Source organism: Pelodictyon clathratiforme (assembly GCF_982375515.1).
The window spans coordinates 890,221-912,204 of record NZ_OZ455102.1; the positions used below are offsets into that span (position 1 = coordinate 890,221).

Below are 21,984 nucleotides of genomic sequence, written 5' to 3' on the forward strand. Positions count from 1 at the left end.
CGTTAATGATTTTCAGTTTCCAAATATGCGGCAGGAATAATATTTCCCCTGTTGAGCACCAGAAAAGGATCCAGATATTTCTTTATCCGGGCCATCTCCCGAATACCAGTGTCCTGATACATACCCACAAGATATTCCGCCTTGAGCTTGCCGATGCCATGCTCTGCAGAAAGCGTTCCTCCCAGTTCAAGCGCCTTGCCAACAAACTTCCGGTACAGGGCCTTCGCCTCCAAAAACTCCTCCCTGTTGCGCGGCAGAATGTTCAAGTGTACATGAGCATCTCCTATATGACCAAAAATAATATAGACAAAGCCCTGTTGTTCGCAAGAAGTGCAATAAAAATCAAAGAGTTCACGGAAACGGCCATCCGGAACAGCCATATCGGTACTGATTTTACTTTCATGCTGCCGACTCAGCCAATCGTTGACAAGAAGCGGCAAAGCGTGACGAAACTCCCGCAACCGCTCCTGTTCATCACGATCAAGCGCCACCCAGGAGAGATCGGTCATGGCATTGCACGACTCCATATGATTGAAAAGGGTATCAAGGTCGTTCTCTTCTCTCTGGGCAGTAGTTTCCACTTCAAAAAAAATTGCGCCCTCGCAATTATGGGGCACTTCAGGATACTTTTTTGCAAGAAATTCGAGCGAACGGGAATCAAAAAACTCAATTGCCCGTGCTGAAATACCATTGCCCGGCTCTTTAAGCCGCCCGACAAAGGAGAAGAGCTCATCAAGATGAGCGAAGTAGACCAGACAGGAGATAACCGCCGCTGGCAAGGGAATGAGCATGAGATCAGCCTCCACAATAACCCCGAGCGTTCCCTCGGAACCGATAAAGAGGTCAATCAGATCCATTCCCTCATCCGAAAAATATCCGGCATTGTGCTTTGAGGTTTCAGGCATATGGTAAGCCGCTCTCCTGAAAGTCAGTTCACCGCCGGAAGGCAGCTTGAAATAGAAGAAACCCTCCTTGTCTGCCAGAGAGGCCCCACGCGAAAGGTTGATGCACTCACCCTGCGGCAGAATGATGAGGAGTCGGGCAATATGGTTTCGCGTCGGGCCATACTTAAAACTGCGTGCTCCTGAAGAGTTGTTTGCGATGGTGCTTCCGATAAAACAGAGCTTTTCCGTCGGGTCGGGAGGATAAAACCAGCCAGCCTCTTCCACCTTTTTCTGAATAGCCGCAAGGTGGGCTCCAGCCTCGACCGTTATGTAAGCCCTCTTCCCGTCGAGAGGCACCGGTTCGCCGATTCGGTCAAGCAATTGCATCGAAATGACATATTCACCCATAGGAATTCTGCCACCAGTTGTTCCGGTTCCATTACCGGCAATGGTGAAGCGGCGTCTCTCTTCTGTTGCACCTTTCAGGAGTCCGGAAATATCATCCCCATTCTCAGGGAAAAAAACACCCGGAGTATGACCGCTCTTCAGATTGCTCGTATCCTCAAGAAACCCCTGTATGGATGCCGGATCATGCTTATAGATCATTCGCTCACCTCTCCACTCTTGTTGTCAATACGTTCACCGGTAACAGGTTCAGCGTTATTGATGACCTTTTCCGGTTGCACTGCTGCCGGTATCGCTGTATCCGTACTATCAGCTTGCAGCACACTATCAGCGGGTGCGTTTCCTTTTCTTTCCGGTGCAACAGCCACCTTCTCACCCTTCACATAGTAGCGGATCAGTTCACGGGCAATCGGAGCCGAAATGGCGCCACCGAAACCAGCATTCTCCACAAGCACCGCCATGGCGATTTTTGGATTCTCCACCGGAGCAAAAGCAATAAACCACGCATGATCCTTCCCATGGGGATTTTGTGCAGTTCCGGTTTTTCCTGCAACAGTTACACCAGGTACCTGGGCCAGCGTGCCTGTACCCCGTCGTACAACCCCGATCATACCATCCTTGATAAGAGCGAATGTTTCTGCTGAAACCGGAAGCTCCTGTTTTGTATAGAGGAAGGGAAAATATTTACCCGTAGCCGTATCGCGATATCCTTTAACAAGATGAGGCTGATAGAGTGTGCCATTGTTGGCAATGGCCGCAGCATAGGCAGCAAGCTGCACCGGTGTCGTGCCAAGCTCACCCTGGCCAATCGCAAGGCTGACCAGATAGCCCTTTGTCCACCTGTTCTCGCCATACCGTTTATTGTAGTAACTGGTTGATGGAAGAAGTCCGGCCCTCTCGCCAGGCAGGTCAATACCGCTTTTTTGTCCAAAACCGAACATGGCGCCATATTTTGTCCAGTTCTCAAACCCCACAGGAAAAATCAGGTTATAAAAATAGACATTGGATGAAACCGTAATGGCCTCTCTCATATCCACCCATCCGTGCCCCCTACCCTCATTGCTGAGAAATCGTCGTTTTCCATAGATGAAGACCCCGTTATCGAGTATCTTCTTCTTCGGATCAAATCTCTTTTCCTCAAGCGCTGCCATCGCAAGAATCATCTTGTAAATGGATCCTGGCGGATAAACAGCCTGAACGGTGCGGTTAAAAAGCGGTTTTGACGGATTGGTAAGAATACTGTTCCATCCTTTGCGATCAGTAGAACCGTTGAAGATATCAAGATCATAGTCCGGTGCGCTGGCAAGGGCAAGGACTCCGCCGGTTGAGGGGTCAATAGCCACGACAGCCCCTGATTTTCCCGTTTTTCTCAGCAATTGTTCAGCAAGTTGCTGCAGTCCACCGTCAATAGCCAGATAGAGATCATCCCCCTTTATGGAGACGATATCGCTCTTTCCGTCATCGTATTTTCCCGCATATTTCCCCAAAGGGGTAACCATTTCAAACCGGGCCCCTTTCTGACCTTTCAGCCGCTCCTCATAAAATTTTTCCAGTCCGCTGAAACCGATTTTGTCATCCTGAGAGTAACCCTGGTCGGCCAGCTCATCAAGCTTTTCCCTCGATATCGAGCGTAAATAGCCAAAGAGATGGGTTCCAAAAAGGGCGTCAGGATAGAGTCGTTTGTTGTCGGACTCTATAAGGACACCGGGAAGCTGCCAGAGATTCTCGCTGACTCTCGCTATTGCAATGGCATCAAGGTTACGGTTTACAATGGTTGCTGAAAATCGGTTAAACGCATATCCCTTGCGGTAACTTTCATCCAGCTCCTCCTTTGGCTTCTGTATCAGCCTCGCAAGAAAAGCAGTTTTTTCTTTCCTGAATTCAGAAGGAATAATCTTGATTGTATAGAGAGGCTGATTGTCGACAATGATAATCCCGTTCCGGTCAATCATCCGTCCTCTCGGAGGCGGCATCCAGATTCTTCGGATGCTGTTTGTTGTTGAAATTGATCCAAGCTGCTGATAATTAAGCACCTGCAGATAGAAGAGTCGGCCAAACAGTACCGTAAAAACTGCAATCACAAAAAAAGAGACGGTTCTGGCGCTTTGCTGGGGTTTATCCATCGTTCAGTTTACAAGTGATTTTCTCAAAAACAGCCTGTTCAGAATCAAGGCTAAAATAATGTTGAAGAGTGACTCAAGCAGACCAAAAACAACCAGCCGGTAAGCCAGCGACAGGCCAAGAGGATTTTCTCCAACGGCAAGAATGGCATTGGTACAGAGTCCTGCAGCAATGACAGCGCCATAAAAGCGTCTTGATTTCTGTTTAATCGTTGCATGGCTCTCTTTGGGAGTCTGAAAAAAACTGGCAACAAAACTTCCGACCGTTCTTGCAAGCATCTGTAACCCCATGTTTCCCGTCAGGAGGCCCGCAAGCACTCCTGCAGCAAACCCGAAACTCATGCTTGTTTTCTGATTTGTGGTTATGGCAATAAAGGCGAGGAAGATGGTGACGGCATCAAAAGAGACCTTGAACAGTGTCAAGTGGGAGAAGCCGAACTCCTGCATCAGAGAGACGATGCAGAGTACAACAAGATAAAAGGGAATATTTCTTGTCACAAGGTCAATATCTGAAAATTAAGGGATCTCTTGTTTTTCCGGAGTATTGCCGGTAATCGCGCTCTTTTCCGGTTCTATTTTCAGCGGAGCAACCAGTACGTGGGTAAGTGACGCAAAATCCACAGCAAGCCGTACATCAACCCTGTAAAAGAGGTTATCAGGTGTTATGCGAACCACTCTTCCGACAGGAATACCCCGTATTGAAAAGGTACTGAAATCGGAAGTGACTATGCGTTCATGCACTTTAAGCGTGCTGCTGATGGGAATGTGTTCCACCTGGGCGATGAACTCTTTGCCTCCGCTCCAGGAGAGAATACCCATGTTGTTCGATGAATCGGCTACCACGCAGACCTTGAAATCCGGATGGATAACCGGCATCACCCTTGCATAGTTTTCCGAAACAGAGATGACTCTCCCCACCAGACCCTGTGGCACCAGAACGGTCATATCTTTTTTTATTCCCCGTCTCCATCCGGCATCAATCACCAGCATATTGTCACGGTCACTGAATTTGCGGTCAACAACCCTTGCCATAAGAAACCCTGAAGCATTGAAGCTGCTGTCGGCAGCAATTTTCCGGAGGTTCCGTTCATCAACAGCCGCAGTTTCAAGGATGAGCACCCTCGAGAGCAGATCGCTGTTAAGCTGCATCAGGCGATCGTTTTCACTGCTCAGAGTAAACAAGGAGCTGATACCCGTCAGCTTTTCATTGATAGCAGCGCCAAACTCAATGCTGCCAGTGTGAATCTTTGCCAGTATATCATCCTGCTGAAGTTTAATAAAGATCACCGCGATACTGCAGTATGCCGCAAAAAGCAGCCAGGTATTGTATTTGAAAAGAAGGGTAAAAAACTTCCTCACGGTTCATATTCCGTTTTTTTTATTACATTTTCCTCATCATGGCGCAAGAGGCGCCCGGTCAATAGGTCAAGAGAAAACATATGACGCAGAATGTGAATATAACAGATAAATTTGTTGTTGTCGGTGATAGAGTATTAATCAAACCAAAATCTCTTGGCGAGAGAACCAAATCCGGTATTTATCTTCCTCCGGGAGTTCAGGAAAAAGAGAAAATTCAGTCAGGCTACATCATAAAAACCGGGCCGGGTTACCCTGTAGGCCCGCCACCCGAATCGGACGAACCCTGGAAAGAGCGCGTTTCAGCAGCACAGTACATACCACTCCAGGCAAAAGTGGGAGATCTGGCTATTTTTATCCAGAACAGCTCCTATGAGATCGAATATGAAGAGGAGCGATACATCATTGTCCCCAATTCGGCGATTCTCCTCCTCATCAGGGAAGATGACGATCTTGACTACTACCTCAAATAAGAGCGTCACCACAACCCATGCCTGCAACCACACCGTAAACCAGACCATGACCAGAGATATTGCTCCAGCCAGCTCCGCCAGCGCCCCTCTTTCGCATGAAGAACTTTTCAGGAGGATCAATGCGCTGAAAAAAGAGATGAATGCCCTCATTCTTGCCCACTATTACACCCTTCCTGAAATACAGCAGGTCGCCGATATTGTGGGCGACAGCCTTGCCCTTGCCCGGGCCGCCGAAAAAAACAATGCCGATGTCATTGTTTTTGCTGGAGTCTATTTTATGGCAGAAACCGCCAAAATCCTCAATCCCGGAAAAACAGTACTGATGCCTGACGCACACGCCGGCTGTCCACTTGCCGACAGTTGTCCGGAAGAGGCCTTCAGGAGATTCAAGGCAGGCTATCCCGGCGCCATCGTCATCACCTACATCAACTCGACTGCCGAAATAAAAGCGCTCTCCGACATCACCTGTACCTCCTCCAACGCCGAACAGATCATCCGCCAGATTCCTGCCACTCAGCAGATCATTTTCGGCCCCGATAAAAATCTCGGAGGATACATCGCAAAAAAACTCAACAGAGAGATGATTCTCTGGCCGGGGTGCTGCTATGTACACGACGCCTTTTCCGAAGCAGTCATCCTCAAGGCATGTCAGGAACAACCCGACGCAGAACTCATAGCCCATCCCGAATGCCGCGAAGAGGTGCTTCGTCATGCAGCATTCATCGGCTCAACAAAAGCGCTGCTGGAGTATACTGTCTCCAGTGCTGCCAACACCTTCATTGTGGCAACCGAGCCTGGCATCCTCTATGAAATGCAGCAACAATCACCGCAGAAAACCTTCATTCCAGCGCCAAAGGATTCCAAAAATCCCCGAAGCCTCTGCACACAGATGAAACAGAACAGTCTTGAAAAACTCTATCAGTGCATGCTTGATCGCAAACCCGAGATTATTATTGACGAAACACTTCGCCTTGCATCCCTCGGCTCCATTCGAAGAATGCTCGACATGTCGCCCGCTTAACAGCAGCGACACCAAAACATGGCAAGGTTTTTCTGTAAACGGTGCGTATATTTTTTATGTTTTATCATAACTACCGAAACACAAGGAGGTTTGTCATGCATACATGCGCACGAAAGATAGCATCGTTCTCCACCCTTCTCTCCCTTATGTGCTCCTCGCTGCCAGCGCTTGCCTGGCACGACAAAACCCATCTCTCGGTTGCCGAGGCGGCAGGTTTTGACCTCTGGTACAGTTCAGCCGCACCCGACGTCGCCAAATCAAAAAGCGAATTCAAGCCCTTCGAAGAGAAAAACCACTACTTCAACAACAAGGCAGGCAAAGAGGTCGATGAAGCCCTCGTTATGGGTCAGGTCGAGCGCTACAACAAACCGGACGACGAGGAAGGGCACCTCTATGGCGCCATCATTGGAGCCGTAAGAGCTTATCAGGCAGAAAGTGCGGCGGGCAAATATGCCGAATATCCCCTCGTCTTCTGTGCACACTACACCGGTGACCTTTCCATGCCGCTGCACAACACACCCTACGATGATTTCAACAAACAACGGCACAGCATCAACGACGGTATCATCGAAAGCAGCGTCCGCAACAACATCGGCTACATTCAGCGAAACATGGAGAATATTACCATCAACAACGAATCCGATCTTGCTCGTGCAATAGCCAGAGTAGCAAATACAGCCCGTACCCTTGGGCTCAAAATAAGAAAAGAGAAAAGGGATATGACCCAAAACGAAGCCTATACCCAGGTTACGCAGAGCGCCTCACTCTTCAGAGCCATTCTGAAGTATGTCGGTAAAAATCCCGGCTGAACAAACAGTTTCACAACATTTCGTACTGAACATGGCCGATCCTGAACATCTGAAGCTCCTTCAAGAGGGCGTCACGACCTGGAACCAGTGGCGCCAGGAACATCCGGATATCCGGCCCGACCTGCACGATGCGCCCCTCGCTTCACTCGATATGCGATACGTAAACCTCGCCGGGGCGCAACTTGGCGGCGCAAACCTCTCCAAAGCCAATCTTGAAGGAGCCAATCTCGCCGAAGCAGATCTCTGCGGCGCAGACCTGAGGGGAGCAGAGATCAGCCGAACCAACCTTCGGGGAGTCAATTTCAGCAAAAGCACCATCGACATCTTCACCACCTATCGTGACGTCGATGGGTGTGATATTGGCGTCAACGGCCTCTACTCACCCCTCACCGACTCCGCAGCCCTGCTGAGGATCGACCCCCCGGGAAACTCCATGCAGGGAGCCAACGTCGATGCCGTCATCGAAAGCCTTCGCCACGCCCGCAAGCTCCACACCTTCTCTCTTCTGCTTGCAGGAATCGCCATGCTCTTTATCGTCATCAAACCCAAAACCATAACCCTGCCCTACCTTTCCGGCTCTTTCAAGTTCGATGACATCAGCTACGCCTTTCTGGCCATGATCCTCTCCACGGTACTTCTGAGCCAGGTCTCCTCCTTTATCGATTCCGCACTGCAAGGGGCACACTACCTCAAAGATCGCAGATCAGCCATGCTTGTCGGCCACTTCCCCTGGCTCCTCTCAAAATACGAAAGTGAAAAAGCCAACCGGCGACAGTCGAAAATCATGCGTTTCCTGCTCGTCTTTCACCCCCTCATCTACCTCTATTTTTTCATGAAATGGGAGGTACTCTTCAGCGGAAACTGGGCAGAGCTCATGCTGCACTACCAGGAGATGCCCGTCATCTTCGCAGAGTATCTGCTGCCGGTATTTTACTTCATTATCATCAAACTCTGCATCCACATCTTCCGGCTCTCCGAAGGATTCCAGAAACCGATTCTCTTCGACAGCGCAACCGAGCGGGCACGCCAGACCGACATGGAACGCCTCGCAGAAGCGGTTGAAAAACAGGCATCACGAACAGCCGAGCTCGTCGAACTAATGCGCAAAAGGGAGGGATGAGCACTTCATGCAGCTCAACTTGCCCCTCAAAATAATCGGACTTGGCCGCTATCTCCCTCCGCGCATCGTACCAAACTCCGAGCTTGAAACGATCTGCGCTCTCCCTTCCGGATGGATAGAGCGCCGCAACGGCGTGCGTGAACGACGATGGGCCACCACAGAAACCGCCTCCTTCATGGCCGCAGAGGCCGCGCGTGAAGCGCTTGATGAAGCGAAGCTCAGGCCCGACCAGCTCAGCCTCATCATCAACGCCTCAGGAACCCCCGAACAGGCCATTCCCGATACCGGCGCACTGATCCAGCGCCAGCTCGGTCTTGGCAAATCAGGAATTCCAGCCATGAGCGTGCACACCACCTGCCTCAGCTTCATCACCGCCCTCGACGTAGCCGCAACATACATCAATGCCGGGCGCTACAACCACATCCTCATCGCCAGTTCCGAAATCTCCTCATGCGGAATAAACCCCAAAGAGCCCGAATCAGCCACACTGGTAGGGGATGCCGCTGCTGCTGTTGTTGTCACCCGTGCCACAGAGGGCGACAGCTCCTCTCTGCACCATGCCCATTTCAAAACATGGGGAGAGGGCGCCGCCTTCACCTCCATCAGAGGCGGAGGATCGGCACGTCATCCAGCAAAACCCGGCCACAACCCCGATGACGACCTGTTCCACATGGATGGACCCGCAGTGCTGCGCATGGTCAGAGGCCTCGATGAACTCTTCCTCGAAGAGCTCTATCCCGGCCTCTCAAAAAGCCTCACAGACATCGATCTCGTTGTTCCCCACCAGTCAAGCAAAGTCGGCCTGCTCCTCCTCCAGCGCTACGGCTGGCCGGAAGCGAAAATCATGCGCACACTCCACCAGCTCGGCAACTGCGTAGCCGCCTCCATTCCCGCCACCCTCTACCAGAGTGTGCGCGACGGCAACCTCCAGCGAGGCCAGAAACTCCTCCTCGTCGGCACCGGCGCCGGGCTCTCCATTGGCGGGGTGGTGATGACGTATTGAGGATACCGTTAAGTTATCTACGACCTGACATACCTGTAGGGGCACGGCATGCCGTGCCCCTGCATGGCAACCTGGTTTTGAGATGCCGGTTGGTTGGGGATTTTTTGTTACAAGCATTGTTTTATTGTATCTTGCAGGCGGTCGTTTCAGATTCGGAGCGGTACAATACGTTGATATTCCACAGAGTTTACAGTTATGACAGACGGCACATTCCACACCCATGATCACTCCTTGTTGCGTTGCACTGATGAAAAACATTTGCGGAACAGTGAAGGGATAGAGTCAGATTATTCCTCTTCACGTATGGAAATGCGTCGCATTATTCACGAACTTTCGGTTCATCAGATTGAACGTGTGATTCAGAAGGATGAGCTGCTTCTGTCGAGAGAGAAACTTGAAAAGAGTCTGGAATATTTTATTGAGCTTTACGATTTTGCTTCGCAGGGCTTTTTGACCCTTTCATCTGATGGCACCATCCTTGAGGCTAACCTGACTGCTACGAAGTTGCTTGATGTTGAACGTTCCCGTTTGAAAGGGAGTCGTTTCGAAATGTTCGTCGCTTTTGAGGATATTTCCGTCTTCAATGCCATGATTGATAATGTGTTCAGTTTCAGGAGGTCTGGTTTTTGTGAGATCTCTCTCTATCGTGATCATGTTGAGTCTGCAGGGGCGACATCTCTCACTCCGCGTATCTTGCGTGTTGATGCGCTTATCAGGAATGATAACCAGCAATGCCTTCTCGTTCTTTCTGATATTACCAGGCAAAAACAGATAGAACAGGAGAATGCGAGGCTTCAGGACGCACTCGAAAATTTCCGGAACATGGAGATGGTCGGTCAGCTTGCTGGTGGTATGGCGCATTACAACAAGATGCTTGATGTTATCCTCGGTCATGCCGAGAGCATCCGCAAAGAGGTTGATCCTGCCTCTTCCGTTCGTTCCAATCTTGAGGCAATCCAGAAGGTTGCAACCCGTTCTGCCGAAATAACCGGTCAGCTTCTTGACTTTGCCTGTAAACGGGTTGCCATTCCGAAAATAATAGGACTTGATGGCATGGCAGAGGGGATTATCACCATGTTACGGCGACTGATCGATGAAAGTATCACGCTTGTCTGGGTTCCAGCCAGCCGGAATGCCTTGATCAAGATCGATCCCGTCCAGATCGACCAAATCATCCTCAATCTCTGCCTCAACTCCCGTGATGCTATGGTTGCTGGTGGCAAGATCACCATGGAAACCGGCAGGGTGACGGTTACGAAAGAGGAGTGTGCGCATGGTCATTGCTGTGCGGCGCCAGGAGAGTATGTTAAACTTGTTGTTACGGATGATGGGTGCGGTATTGATACAAAAGATCTTCCCCATATTTTTGAGCCCTTTTTTACAACCAAGCTCGCAACTGACGGTAATGGTCTTGGGCTTTCTACCGTCTATGGTATTGTCAAACAGAGTAACGGCAGTATCAAATGCGAGAGCAAACCGGGGCACGGCGCCACCTTTACCCTCTTTTTTCCGCATCACAGGAGCAGTGCAGCGTCAATCCGGACGGTGCAACTCAATCCCAGCGTGGCGACCCAGGGAGAGGAGACCATCCTCCTTGTTGACGATGAATCTGAGGTGCTTGAATTGCTGAAGGAGATGCTTGAGCACTATGGCTACAATGTGTATACAGCGAATCCCGCTCGTGCCATTCTCATAGCGGAGCAACACCGTGGAGGCATCGATTTGCTGTTGACTGATGTGATGATGCCGGAGATGAACGGGTTTGAACTTGCTCAACGGATCAAATCGGTCGTTCCTGATATTAAAGTGCTCTTTATGTCTGGTTACAGCACTGATGTTATTTCGGATGATACCATTATTCAGGACGGAGTTAATTTTATTCAGAAGCCATTCTCGTTCAAGGCGCTCTCTGTTGCGGTGCGTGCAATACTCAATCCGGTGAGCGAAGTGTGAAGGGGAGTGAAAGGAATTTCGGGTAGAAATAAACAGCGCTTTCAATAACGTTTCAACAAAAAGGAGTGTGGATTATGGATGAGATGCTTGCTGTAATCAAACTTTTTGCGGGAAATTTTGTGCCGCGGGGTTTTATGGAGTGCAATGGCCAGACGCTTTTGATTAACAACAATGCGGCATTGTTCAGTCTGCTTGGAATCAGTTATGGTGGTGATGGTCGTCAGAACTTCATGCTTCCTGATTTGCGTCCCTTGGATGAGCAGGGTCAGAAGCGCCCGTGGAATCAGGGTGAGCCTCGCTCTCTTATTTGTGTTGAGGGGATCTATCCTGTGCGCGATTGAGGAGGGATGCTGCCTGGGTTCCCTGTGTTTCTTGACCAGGTTGGTGTTGCGGAGCTGTGGGCACGTATGGATTGCTGTTTTGTTGAGCAACTTCTAAACGATATCCTGCCATGATGCAGACAAGTGAAAACGGGTTTGCTCTTATTCGAAAGTATGAGGGTTTGCGTCTTGCGACGTATGTCTGTCCGGGGGGAAAGCTGACGATCGGGTATGGCCATACGGGCCCGGATGTTACAACGGGGAAAAAAATTGATGAAGAGGAGGCAAATGCACTTCTGGTCAAGGATGTTCAGCGTTTTGAGCGTGCAGTTAACGGGCTGGTGACGGCGCCGATGACGCAGGGGATGTTCGATGCGCTGATCAGTTTTTCCTTTAATCTTGGCGTCGGCTCATTGAAAAGTTCGACCTTGCTGAAAAAACTGAATGCCGGTAATCTGACTGGTGCGGCGGATGAGTTTTTGAAGTGGAACAAGGCGGGTGGGAAGGTGCTGGCGGGCCTCTCTGCGCGGCGCGAGAGTGAGCGGGAGCGCTTTTTGGTTTGACTTCTCTGATCTCTTGTATGGGAGAGATAAACTCTCCGGTTTTGGGGCAAAAAAATTGTCATTTGCCCTTTGCCTGATAGAGTCATGAGGTTATATTGTTGCGTATATTGATGGATTCGTGACAATAACCCTTACTGCTGTCGGAAGGTGTAACTCTATTATAAGGAATAAGTTACCCTTCCGATTTCATATTTGACTCCGGAGAGATCCCATGAAAATATCCCGTTTGTTCACCAGCCCCGGTGAAAATGTTTATGACTGTTTCGAATACACCTTTCGCACCTCTGTTTTGAGGAATCCTGATGGTTCGAAGGTCTTTGAAATGAACAATATTGAGGTGCCGAAGCAGTGGTCGCAGGTTGCTGCCGATATTCTTGCCCAGAAATATTTCCGCAAAACAGGCATACCCCTTTTTGATGAAAAGGGCGCTGCTGTGACCGACAGCGCAGGCAATCCGGTAACGGGCAGTGAGCATTCGATACGCCAGGTTGTGCATCGTATGGCGGGTTGCTGGAGGGATTGGGGAGAGAAGAACCGCTATTTTGATACCCCTGATGATGCTGCCGCCTTTTATGATGAGGTGGCGTTCATGATGCTCCGGCAGATGGCTGCTCCCAACTCGCCGCAGTGGTTCAATACGGGGCTCAATTTCGCCTATGGCACGACCGGTCCGGCGCAGGGCCATTTCTATGTTGATCCGGAGAGTGGTGAAGTGAAGGAGTCGGAAGATGCCTACGGGCGTCCCCAGGCTCACGCCTGTTTTATCCAGTCGGTCAGTGATGATCTGGTCAATGATGGAGGCATTTTTGATCTGGCAATTCGTGAGGCGAGGGTTTTCAAGTTTGGCAGTGGTTCGGGTACCAACTACTCCAATCTTCGTTCCGGGGGGGAGAAGCTGAGCGGGGGAGGAAGTTCGTCGGGGTTGATGAGTTTTCTGAAAATTTTTGATTCTGCGGCGGGCGCCATCAAGTCGGGCGGTACAACACGTCGTGCAGCCAAGATGGTGATTGTGGATATCGACCATCCTGATGTGGAGAAATTTATTGAGTGGAAGGCGAAGGAGGAGGATAAGGTGGCTTCGCTTGTGGCCGGTTCCCGAATCTGCTCCCGTTTTCTCCAGGCGATTGTTGAGGAGGCTCTTGCCAATGGCGCTGACCGCAAGGCAAACCCTCAACTGCACCGCCTGATACAGAATGCGCTCAGCAGGGCCGTGCCGATGAGTTACATCGTTCGTGTGCTTGCCCTTGTTGAGCAGGGATATACAACGCTTGATTTTGAAGAGTATACCTCCAACTACGAGTCGGAGGCCTATCAGACCGTTGGCGGGCAGAACTCCAACAATACGGTCCGCATGACCAATGAGTTCATGAAGGCGGTGGAAAATGATGATGTCTGGAGCCTGCGTGAGCGGACAACCGGCAAGACGGCACGGGTGGTCAAGGCGCGTGACCTGTGGGAGAAAATTCTTCTCAGTTCATGGAAGTGTGCCGATCCCGGTTTGCAGTTCGATACCACCATTAACGAATGGCATACCTGCCCGAAGAGTGGACGCATCAATGCGAGCAATCCCTGTTCGGAATACATGTTCCTTGACGATACAGCCTGCAATCTGGCCAGTCTTAACCTGATTCATTTTATTGATGAGGCTTCAGGCAGGATGAAGGTGAAGGAGCTGCAGCACGCTTCGGCTCTTTGGGCCGTCGTGCTTGAAATTTCTGTTCTGATGGCCCACTTTCCTTCCAGGGAGATTGCCCGCCTGAGTTACGAGTTCAGAACTCTTGGTCTCGGTTTTGCAAATCTTGGTACGGTGCTGATGGTGCTCGGTATTCCCTACGATTCGCCCAGGGCGCTGGCCCTGGCGGGAGCAATTTCTGCCGTGATGACCGGTCAGGCCTATGTGACCTCGGCGGAGATGGCCCATGATCTTGGCGCTTTCAGCGGCTATGAGGCCAACCGTGAGGAGATGCTGCGTGTTATTCGCAACCATCGCCGGGCGGCAAGGAATATGTCGGAAGAGGAGTATGAGGGGTTGTCGGTCAAGCCGCGCGGGATTGATTCGGAGTACTGCCCCGGTGAGCTTTTCGAAGCGGCAGGAAAGGTATGGGATTTGGCGCTGGAGAAGGGCATGCAGTATGGTTTCCGTAATGCGCAGGTGAGTGTTATTGCTCCGACCGGTACGATTGGTCTGGTGATGGATTGTGATACCACCGGTATCGAGCCGGAGTTTGCCATTGTCAAGTTCAAGAAACTGGCGGGTGGCGGCTATTTCAAGATCGTCAACCAGTCGGTACACAAAGCCCTTGAGCGTCTCGGCTATACCCCGGCGCAGATTGATGATATCGAGCACTACTGCAAGGGGCATGGCACGCTCTCCGGTTCGCCTTCACTGAATCGGCAGTGGCTGAAAAGCCGTGGGTTCCCGGATGACAAGATTGAAATTGTTGAGTCGCAGCTTGAAGCGGTCTTTGATATCCGTTTTGCCTTCAACAAGTGGATTCTTGGCGAGGATTTTTGTGCCGCGCTCGGCTTTACCGAAGAGCAGCTCAACAATCCTGATTTTGACATGCTGCTGGCGCTTGGCGCTACCGAGCAGGATGCCGAGCTGGCCAATGATTATATCTGTGGAACCATGACCATCGAGGGCGCTCCCCATCTGAAGCTGGAACATCTGCCGGTCTTTGATTGTGCAAGCCGCTGTGGTCGCAAAGGGCTCCGCTATATCAAACACATGGCTCATGTGCGCATGATGTCTGCCGTACAGCCCTTCATTTCAGGCGCTATCTCCAAAACGGTCAACATGCCGGGTACGGCGACGACCGTTGAAATCGGTGAGGTCTTTCAGGCTGCCTGGTTGCAGATGGTCAAGGCGATTACCATCTACCGTGATGGCTCGAAGCTCTCCCAGCCGCTCAATATTTCAAGCTATCAGGATCTTGATGAGATCATCATGCTTGGAACAGAAGAGAGCCTTGATGAAACCAAAGGGCCTCGGGAGGTTCAGGAGCGTATTGTTGAGCGGGTCTACCACCGCTCCGAGCGCAGGATGCTGCCAAAGCGGAGGAAGGGGTATATCCGTGAAGCCTATGTAGGCGGCCACAAGGTTTTTCTCCGGACAGGGGAGTATGATGATGGCTCTCTCGGCGAGGTCTTTATCGACATGTACAAGGAGGGCGCCTCATTCAAGGGTCTTTTGAACTGTTTTGCTGTGCTCGCTTCCAAAGCGCTGCAATATGGTATGCCGCTCGAAGAGCTGGTTGACAGCTTCACCTTTACCCGTTTTGAACCTGCAGGCGCGGTTCAGGGGCACAATGCTATCAAGAATTCCACCTCAATCCTCGATTATGTCTTCCGCTCAATCGGCTACGACTATCTTGGCCGCAAGGATTTCGTCCATGTCAAGGCGGTTGATGAAGTGCTCGAAAGCAATGGGGAGAATGGTCATGCGCAGGTTGCTGTGCCATCATTGGCCGTGCACGCCCAGCCGGAACATTCCGCCACACGTAACAGCCAGGTCTATCAGGCAAAAGTGCAGGGCTATACCGGCGAGCAGTGTGAAAACTGCGGCTCCATGCGCGTCAAGCAGAACGGAACCTGCAAGGTCTGCGACGATTGTGGCATGACCACCGGCTGCTCGTAACCGGGAATATTCTTCTTGCAACGATCCCGTGCTTGATCTCGGGTTCGTTGGGAAGGTACAATTGCCGGCACAACTCTGAGCATCTGTTACGGTATCGTCGTTACCCCCCGTAATAGGATCGTACCCGGAATGATGCACCCAGTGAAAGAGCGAGAGCTTTACAGGCCTCCACATCAACTGAGGGGAGACGGACGACGCTTGCAATGACTTCCGGTATTGTTGCTGCTGCCAGACGGATGAAGTCGCAGACGGCAGTAAAGCCCGCAGCCCCGAAAGGGGTGTTGCACAAGCGCATATATGTTTCTGCATCCGATGCATTCAGGCTGACGGAGAGGCAATCGATAATTCCTGCCAGCTCAGGTATGATGTTTCTGCCATGTACCAGATTTGCCTGACCGTCGGTATTGATGCGAACACGTGTACCATAGTGCTGTTTGATCGCTGCTGCCACCTGCTTGACCATCTCAAGCCGGATCAGTGACTCCCCATACCCGCAGAAAACAACCTCTTCAAAATCACTGAACGCTGCAATGGCAGCCATGATTTCATCGAATGAGGGCTCGGTCTTGAGAAACAGGTCGTCGTCACCGAATGTTCTGCTGTTGTATTTAATGCAGAACGAGCAGTCGTTTGAACAGCGGTTGGTAATATTCAGGTAGAGCGAGTTTCCGATAGTGTAGGCAAGAGTGGGCATGATTTCAGGAGTGATGGAGAGAAAAACAACAGGGATCATTGAGGCACCTGACTGGTACGTGGTGACAATATACAAGAACAACCATCAGGATACCCTCGCTTATCTGCCAGCAGCGGGTTTGCGACCGGGTTTACGTGCCTTATGGATTGTTTTTTTGTTGGTTACCGGAGTATCCATTTGAGCGTTGTGTGATGTTTTGGTGAAGTTCGCGGCCTCTCTTTGCTTCTTAGTTTCTGACAGAGTATCTTACCGCATTCTTTAAGATCATTAAACTATCGGACGGAGTTGTCATGGAAGCGGTTACGGTGTGACCGAAAGTTAAGGCTGTTATTCTCCGGAAATTTGAGGCAATCCTTGCATCGTCGTTCTGGCCAGACCGTACAGGTTGTTTGAATGTCGAGGACGCATTGGGCCTCTCCCGGCTCGAAAACAGAACAAAATTCACATTCTGTATATCTCAGGATTATTAAAAAAAAGGTGAAAAATCGTGATTAATTTTGATAAAAAAATACTCATTATTGGATTCGGCTCAGTATCCCAATGCACCGTTCCTGTTCTTTTTAAACACATTAACGTCGATTATACTCAGGTCACCATTATGGATTTTGAGGATATTCGTGAAAAAGTGTCACCGTGGACAGCATTGGGCGTTACCTACATTAACCATCAAATAACACCGTATAACATAGCGCAAACCCTTTCCTCTTATGTTGCCGAGGGGGACTTGATAATCGATTTGGCGTGGAATATTGATTGTTGTGAAATTCTTCAATGGTGTCATGATCATGGTGTCCTCTATATTAACACATCGGTAGAAGTGTGGGATCCTTATACAGGGGTTGAGACCAGGCCTCCTGCCGAAAGAACACTCTACTGGCGGCATATGAACATCCGCCGCATGACGTCACAGTGGAAAGATAAAGGGGTCACTGCGGTGCTTGAGCATGGCGCCAATCCCGGATTGATATCGCATTTTACCAAACAGGGGTTACTTGATATTGCCGACGCAGTCATTGCCCGGAACAAGGTCGGCCCTGCTCAAGCCGAAATTATTAAAGAGTTGGCTGAAAAAAGAGTCTTTAATGAGCTGGCTATGGAGCTGGGCGTAAAAGTGATTCATTGCTCTGAAAGGGACACACAAATCTCTGACGTTCCAAAACAGGTTGACGAGTTTGTCAACACATGGAGTGTTGAGGGATTCCGTGAAGAGGGCATGACAACGGCTGAAATGGGGTGGGGAACCCATGAAAAAGAGCTGCCACAATTTGCCTATACCCATACTGATGGGCCAAAAAACCAGATTTGCCTTGCTAAAATGGGTATGAATACCTGGGTCTGCTCCTGGGTGCCTGATTATGATATACGTGGCATGGTAGTGCGGCATGGCGAAGCGTTTACGATATCTGACTATCTCACAGTCTATCAGGAGGGGCAAGCCATCTACCGCCCAACGGTGCACTACGCCTATTGTCCGAGTGATGCCGCCATTACCTCTCTGCATGAACTGCGTGGTTATGATTACAGACTTCAGACCAATTTCAGGATCATGAATGATGAGATCACCAAGGGTTCTGATATTCTTGGGGCGCTGCTGATGGGTCATCCCTTTAACTCCTGGTGGACAGGTTCTGACCTGAGTATAGAGCAATCCAGAGCGCTGGTGCCTCATCAGAATGCTACGACGATGCAGGTGGCAATATCGGTGGTCGCAGCCTGTATGTGGATGATCGAAAATCCTGAAAGGGGTGTTGTTGTGCCGGATAATATCGACCATGAGTATATTCTTGGAATTGCAAAACCTTATCTTGGCAACTTCATATCAAAAGCTTCCGATTGGACACCCTTAAAATACAATCCCAACTTTTTTGCAGGGTTTAATGCACCGGATATTGATGAAACAGATCCCTGGCAGTTCAAGAACTTTCTTATTACCGATAATGATTAAAACAGGATACACTCGATGATAGCTCAAGATTTAAAACAATTGGCTTTAGAGCATGGCACACCGTTATTTGTGGTCGATCATGAGGTTTTGCGTGCCAATTATCGTGAGTTCAAGCGGCATCTTCCGAGGGTTCAAGCCTATTTTGCGGTTAAAGCAAACTCCGCAAAAGAGATCGTTAAAACCTTCTATGATGCCGGCGCCAGCTTTGATGTTGCATCAATGCCTGAGTTTCTTGCGGTCTATGAAAATATTAAAAGCCTGACGCCTGAAGAGCAACAGGATTTTATCTGGGATAAAATCATCTATGCCAATCCGATAAAGCCAATACCCACGCTCAAGGAACTCGACCAGTATAAACCGTTGGTCACCTTTGATAATGAAGATGAAATAGCGAAAATCGCTACCTATGCACCGAATACCGGTCTTGTTTTACGCATAAAAGTGCCGAATACCGGAGCCATGGTAGAGCTCTCTTCCAAATTTGGTGCAGACCCTGGAGAGGCTGTTGATCTTATAGAAAAAGCGTTCAGAAGTGGACTGGTGGTTGAGGGTTTAAGCTTCCATGTCGGCAGTCAGTGCACAAATTTCCAGAATTATATTCAGGCCCTTAATCTGGCGGCCAATATTTTTAAGGAATCGTGGGAAAGAGGGTATACGCAGGTAAAAATCCTTGATATTGGCGGCGGTTTTCCCGCTCCCTATGACAAAAATGTGAGACCTTTTGCCGAGCTTGCCATCATGCTCAATTCCGAAATTGACCGGCTCTTTCCGCCCGATATTGAAATCATAGCCGAACCGGGAAGATTTTTAGTGGCAACTGCCGCCTGGGTTGTGATGGAGATTATCGGTACAGCCTATCGTGACGGTAAAAGATGTTATTACGTCAATGACGGGGTTTATCATACCTTTTCAGGGATTATCTTTGATCACTGCGAATATCCTGTAAAATCCTTCAAAGAGGGCAATGAGAAAATGTGTGCAGTGTATGGCCCTACCTGTGACGCTCTCGACACTATCACTATGGCGAATCTTTTGCCCGAAGACCTTTCGATTGGGGATTTACTCTATAGTGAAAATATTGGAGCCTACAGTCATGCGTCATCGACTTACTTTAATGGCTTTCCGCCAGCAAAGGTTTTGCATATCAACAGATAGGTTACGGTGATCATGATCATGTTTGAACCGGGAGACTTGTAACCAGGGAATCAGCGCCTTCGGAGCCAGACTCTGAAGGCGGTTCAAACGGTGCCGGAGCTTCAGCGATGTTTTTGCACATGAACCGGTCGATCTGGCATAAGAGTAACGGAGTTTCATTGCCTGAAAAAATAACGTTTTATATCAAGGCAAAAGAATAGCGCACGAAATGACCGTTGTCCAGAGTCCGTTTTCACCCTCGGCAGACTGGGTAATATTGTAGGAATTAATAATCTTGTGACTCATTTTGTAGATACCTTCACGCTCGTCCCAGTCTTTGTTGGGATCAAACTCAATACCGAGGGTTGTTGCAAGCATTGTTGCCGCCAGATCTTCAGCATACTCACCCGACTGTTCGGCAGATTCTCCGTAAGGTTGATGTTCCGACAGATAACCATACTGCGTCTCATCTGCCGGGATGGCAACACCAACCGAAGCTGCAATCAGACGATTATATTCATTGGTAGAATTGCGAGCCATAACGGCAAAGGTGATCTGTCCGGGACGAAGAAGTTTTACCCCCTCCTCAACACTGATGCGTTTGCAGTGAGGTGGAAAAATACTGGATACGGTAACAAGATTACACCCCTCAATTTTAGCATCCCTCAACGCCAGCTCGAACGACGATAAGTACTCCTTATGCCTTCCAACCCCTTTGGTGAAAAAAACTTTTGATGGAACAAATGACAATATTCAGCCTCCAGATTAAGTTTTGGGACAATACTTCGGAAGATATTAAATAAGTATAAATAACCCCATGGTTTATTGTGAGGTACTGATTTCAAAAACGATTTTCCCGATAACGTATACGCTGTTATTTTGAATGGGTATATATTTCTTACTTGTTTTAATATAATAAAATAAAGGTTATTTGTATTTCCGGGATGTAATTTTTGTGAGTTGTAGGTGCAGATAGGTGTTGCCAGAATTAACATATATTTAACAGATTCCCTTTCGTCGGTAACATGAGGAATTGACAGGGTTGGCGCAAGCCAGAACGATGTGTGTGTAACATTCATTTGTATAATCAGTTGGCTTTGCTGAAAAACCGATTAATGAGAATGATGTCAAACGAAACGAACGAACGAGAAGGATGGCTCAGATGCCGAAGAGTGGTTAGAAGCCTGAAAAGTTAGTGAACGACAGATACCTGATACAGCGATCATTCCAAAAAGGTCGCTCTTGCAGCGGAGATGCTTTTTTTTTCATACTCATGAGCTGATGGAGTTCGATATTTCTGTTACATATTTGTAAACAACGAGAACATCAGACAACCTCTCGGTATATTATTCATGTTGTTCTTGATATCTCAACCGTAAACAAGGTTTTGTTTATGCCCTTCGAACTCTAATCTCTCTGGGTTGCATTCCTCGCTACTTGTGGGGAAGGGACTTTATTTTCGGTTATGATAAAATAATGAGAGCCATCTGCTTGTCAGGTGGTTTTTTTTGTGCTATATTATTAGCATATGCCAATAACTAAGGCGCAACAGGGAATAAAAACAATGGTGAATCGATATGGCAAGACCCGTAAAATGCAGAAAAATAGGATGCAATCCGGAGTTTCGGCTTTTTGGACCTGCTGAAGTTTCGGCAGTCACGCTCGAAACAGTTGATCTTTCGTTCGATGAGTTTGAAGCGATCCGGCTTGCAGATTTCGAGGGGTTGTATCAGGATGCTGCGGCTCAACAGATGCATGTTTCCCGTCAGACGTTTGGCAATATTCTTGCATCGGCCCGCCATAAGGTGAGCCAGATGCTGGTTTCAGGAAAAAAGTTAACCGTAACAGGAGGAACTATCATGGTTACAAGTGAAGAAAGAGTGTTTAAATGTGCAACCTGCTCTCATCAATGGAGCGTGGCGCATGGGGTTGAGAGACCGGCGGTCTGCCCGTCATGTGGGAGTGTAAATATTCATCGACTCACATCCGACGGCAGTTTTGGCGGTGGACGCAATGGAGCTGGAAAATGCCGAGGTCTTCGTACCGGGCTGAATCGTGAGGGCACGGGTCAGGGAAGCGGCGAGGGAGAAGGCATGGGCCAGGGTTCAGGCGAGGGCGAGGTCCATGGTTCTGGCCGAGGATCAGGTCAGGGCCAAGGCCAAGGTAAGGGACAGGGTCAAGGCCAGGGTCAGGGCCGGGGATTAGGCCAAAGATGCTGCGATTCTCCAGGGCACGTACATCGCCACGAGGGAGATCAATAAACCATTCGGGGAGTGGAGGGAGAACACTGGTGAAAGTTGTTTACCGTTAAACAGGTCAGGCGCTTCAGTTTCGGGCATGTGTAAGCATTTCGGCAGTGCACTCCATTCCCTGTTTTTTTATTAGGGAAACAGAGTGAGTGATGTTTCATGATACGTTGGTTGAGCTGCCGACGATGGTAAGGATGTTCACAGGAGTATTTTTGTGCAGTGTTGTAAAGATGTTTTGGATTTACATTTCATACCGTACCTTGTTTGAAAATACAGTTTCTTCCCTCGTCAACGACAA

18 protein-coding genes are annotated in these 21,984 nt (G+C 49.4%); 12 read left to right on the forward strand and 6 right to left on the reverse strand.

Annotated features, from left to right (window positions below; translation table 11 throughout):
- Positions 1 to 2: 2 nt before the first annotated feature.
- The 4 genes from AC56AD_RS04295 to mreC are packed head-to-tail and all read right to left on the reverse strand — an operon-like array spanning position 3 to position 4,768.
- On the reverse strand, positions 3 to 1,490 hold the full coding sequence (locus AC56AD_RS04295) for an FAD-binding oxidoreductase (protein WP_012507646.1): 1,488 nt from the start codon (positions 1,488 to 1,490) through the stop codon (positions 3 to 5).
- On the reverse strand, positions 1,487 to 3,412 hold the full coding sequence (gene mrdA, locus AC56AD_RS04300; protein ID WP_012507647.1) for a penicillin-binding protein 2: 1,926 nt from the start codon (positions 3,410 to 3,412) through the stop codon (positions 1,487 to 1,489). Before mrdA ends, AC56AD_RS04295 begins: the two co-directional genes overlap by 4 nt.
- A gap of 3 nt (positions 3,413 to 3,415) precedes the next feature.
- Complete coding sequence (locus tag AC56AD_RS04305) at positions 3,416 to 3,907, reverse strand: hypothetical protein (protein ID WP_012507648.1); 492 nt, start codon at positions 3,905 to 3,907, stop codon at positions 3,416 to 3,418.
- An 18-nt stretch (positions 3,908 to 3,925) separates the two neighbouring features.
- Positions 3,926 to 4,768 carry a rod shape-determining protein MreC gene (gene mreC / locus AC56AD_RS04310; RefSeq protein WP_012507649.1) on the reverse strand — a complete coding sequence of 281 codons (843 nt, stop codon included), beginning with the start codon at positions 4,766 to 4,768 and terminating at the stop codon, positions 3,926 to 3,928.
- 80 nt (positions 4,769 to 4,848) lie between these two features.
- On the opposite strand from mreC, the gene AC56AD_RS04315 reads away from it, so the two are divergent.
- The 9 genes from AC56AD_RS04315 (at position 4,849) to AC56AD_RS04355 (ending at position 15,664) form a co-directional block, all read left to right on the forward strand.
- Positions 4,849 to 5,238, forward strand: a complete 390-nt coding sequence (locus AC56AD_RS04315) for a co-chaperone GroES family protein (RefSeq protein ID WP_012507650.1) — start codon at positions 4,849 to 4,851, stop codon at positions 5,236 to 5,238.
- Positions 5,239 to 5,284: 46 nt separating this feature from the next.
- Complete coding sequence (gene nadA, locus AC56AD_RS04320) at positions 5,285 to 6,259, forward strand: quinolinate synthase NadA (RefSeq protein ID WP_012507651.1); 975 nt, start codon at positions 5,285 to 5,287, stop codon at positions 6,257 to 6,259.
- A 95-nt stretch (positions 6,260 to 6,354) separates the two neighbouring features.
- Complete coding sequence (locus AC56AD_RS04325; RefSeq protein ID WP_012507652.1) at positions 6,355 to 7,068, forward strand: PB1 domain-containing protein; 714 nt, start codon at positions 6,355 to 6,357, stop codon at positions 7,066 to 7,068.
- A complete protein-coding gene (locus tag AC56AD_RS04330; protein ID WP_223293983.1) occupies positions 7,046 to 8,188 on the forward strand; it encodes a pentapeptide repeat-containing protein in 1,143 nt (380 codons plus the stop codon). Before AC56AD_RS04325 ends, AC56AD_RS04330 begins: the two co-directional genes overlap by 23 nt.
- A gap of 7 nt (positions 8,189 to 8,195) precedes the next feature.
- Positions 8,196 to 9,191: a 3-oxoacyl-[acyl-carrier-protein] synthase III C-terminal domain-containing protein gene (locus AC56AD_RS04335; protein ID WP_012507654.1), complete on the forward strand. Its 996-nt coding sequence runs from the start codon at positions 8,196 to 8,198 to the stop codon at positions 9,189 to 9,191.
- A 195-nt stretch (positions 9,192 to 9,386) separates the two neighbouring features.
- Positions 9,387 to 11,144: an ATP-binding protein gene (locus AC56AD_RS04340; RefSeq protein ID WP_012507655.1), complete on the forward strand. Its 1,758-nt coding sequence runs from the start codon at positions 9,387 to 9,389 to the stop codon at positions 11,142 to 11,144.
- Between the two features lie 74 nt (positions 11,145 to 11,218).
- The gene (locus AC56AD_RS04345; protein WP_012507656.1) at positions 11,219 to 11,485 is read left to right on the forward strand and encodes a phage tail protein; all 267 of its coding nucleotides are present in this window, start codon (positions 11,219 to 11,221) and stop codon (positions 11,483 to 11,485) included.
- A 110-nt stretch (positions 11,486 to 11,595) separates the two neighbouring features.
- Positions 11,596 to 12,027: a lysozyme gene (locus tag AC56AD_RS04350; RefSeq protein ID WP_012507658.1), complete on the forward strand. Its 432-nt coding sequence runs from the start codon at positions 11,596 to 11,598 to the stop codon at positions 12,025 to 12,027.
- A 211-nt stretch (positions 12,028 to 12,238) separates the two neighbouring features.
- A complete protein-coding gene (locus AC56AD_RS04355; protein ID WP_012507659.1) occupies positions 12,239 to 15,664 on the forward strand; it encodes a vitamin B12-dependent ribonucleotide reductase in 3,426 nt (1,141 codons plus the stop codon).
- Between the two features lie 100 nt (positions 15,665 to 15,764).
- On the opposite strand, the gene AC56AD_RS04360 is transcribed toward AC56AD_RS04355, so the two are convergent.
- Positions 15,765 to 16,397, reverse strand: coding sequence for a TatD family nuclease-associated radical SAM protein (locus tag AC56AD_RS04360; protein WP_012507660.1), 633 nt, complete (start codon positions 16,395 to 16,397; stop codon positions 15,765 to 15,767).
- 448 nt (positions 16,398 to 16,845) lie between these two features.
- Between AC56AD_RS04360 and AC56AD_RS04365 the strand changes: the two genes are divergently transcribed.
- Positions 16,846 to 18,303 carry a homospermidine synthase gene (locus AC56AD_RS04365; protein WP_012507661.1) on the forward strand — a complete coding sequence of 486 codons (1,458 nt, stop codon included), beginning with the start codon at positions 16,846 to 16,848 and terminating at the stop codon, positions 18,301 to 18,303.
- A 15-nt stretch (positions 18,304 to 18,318) separates the two neighbouring features.
- Positions 18,319 to 19,458: a type III PLP-dependent enzyme gene (locus tag AC56AD_RS04370; RefSeq protein WP_012507662.1), complete on the forward strand. Its 1,140-nt coding sequence runs from the start codon at positions 18,319 to 18,321 to the stop codon at positions 19,456 to 19,458.
- Between the two features lie 183 nt (positions 19,459 to 19,641).
- On the opposite strand, the gene AC56AD_RS04375 is transcribed toward AC56AD_RS04370, so the two are convergent.
- On the reverse strand, positions 19,642 to 20,187 hold the full coding sequence (locus AC56AD_RS04375) for a pyruvoyl-dependent arginine decarboxylase (protein ID WP_012507663.1): 546 nt from the start codon (positions 20,185 to 20,187) through the stop codon (positions 19,642 to 19,644).
- Between the two features lie 827 nt (positions 20,188 to 21,014).
- On the opposite strand from AC56AD_RS04375, the gene AC56AD_RS04380 reads away from it, so the two are divergent.
- Positions 21,015 to 21,698 (forward strand): DUF134 domain-containing protein, encoded by a 684-nt coding sequence (locus tag AC56AD_RS04380; RefSeq protein ID WP_012507664.1) that lies wholly within the window; start codon positions 21,015 to 21,017, stop codon positions 21,696 to 21,698.
- The last annotated feature ends 286 nt before the right edge of the window (positions 21,699 to 21,984 follow it).

Coding starts and splice junctions, on each gene's coding strand:
- AC56AD_RS04295 (WP_012507646.1), bottom strand. CDS start 1,490: ATGATCTATAAGCATGATCCGGCATCCATACAGGGGTTTCTTGAGGAT.
- mrdA (WP_012507647.1), bottom strand. CDS start 3,412: ATGGATAAACCCCAGCAAAGCGCCAGAACCGTCTCTTTTTTTGTGATT.
- AC56AD_RS04315 (WP_012507650.1), top strand. CDS start 4,849: ATGACGCAGAATGTGAATATAACAGATAAATTTGTTGTTGTCGGTGAT.
- nadA (WP_012507651.1), top strand. CDS start 5,285: ATGACCAGAGATATTGCTCCAGCCAGCTCCGCCAGCGCCCCTCTTTCG.
- AC56AD_RS04325 (WP_012507652.1), top strand. CDS start 6,355: ATGCATACATGCGCACGAAAGATAGCATCGTTCTCCACCCTTCTCTCC.
- AC56AD_RS04330 (WP_223293983.1), top strand. CDS start 7,046: ATGTCGGTAAAAATCCCGGCTGAACAAACAGTTTCACAACATTTCGTA.
- AC56AD_RS04335 (WP_012507654.1), top strand. CDS start 8,196: ATGCAGCTCAACTTGCCCCTCAAAATAATCGGACTTGGCCGCTATCTC.
- AC56AD_RS04340 (WP_012507655.1), top strand. CDS start 9,387: ATGACAGACGGCACATTCCACACCCATGATCACTCCTTGTTGCGTTGC.
- AC56AD_RS04345 (WP_012507656.1), top strand. CDS start 11,219: ATGGATGAGATGCTTGCTGTAATCAAACTTTTTGCGGGAAATTTTGTG.
- AC56AD_RS04350 (WP_012507658.1), top strand. CDS start 11,596: ATGATGCAGACAAGTGAAAACGGGTTTGCTCTTATTCGAAAGTATGAG.
- AC56AD_RS04355 (WP_012507659.1), top strand. CDS start 12,239: ATGAAAATATCCCGTTTGTTCACCAGCCCCGGTGAAAATGTTTATGAC.
- AC56AD_RS04360 (WP_012507660.1), bottom strand. CDS start 16,397: ATGATCCCTGTTGTTTTTCTCTCCATCACTCCTGAAATCATGCCCACT.
- AC56AD_RS04370 (WP_012507662.1), top strand. CDS start 18,319: ATGATAGCTCAAGATTTAAAACAATTGGCTTTAGAGCATGGCACACCG.
- AC56AD_RS04380 (WP_012507664.1), top strand. CDS start 21,015: ATGGCAAGACCCGTAAAATGCAGAAAAATAGGATGCAATCCGGAGTTT.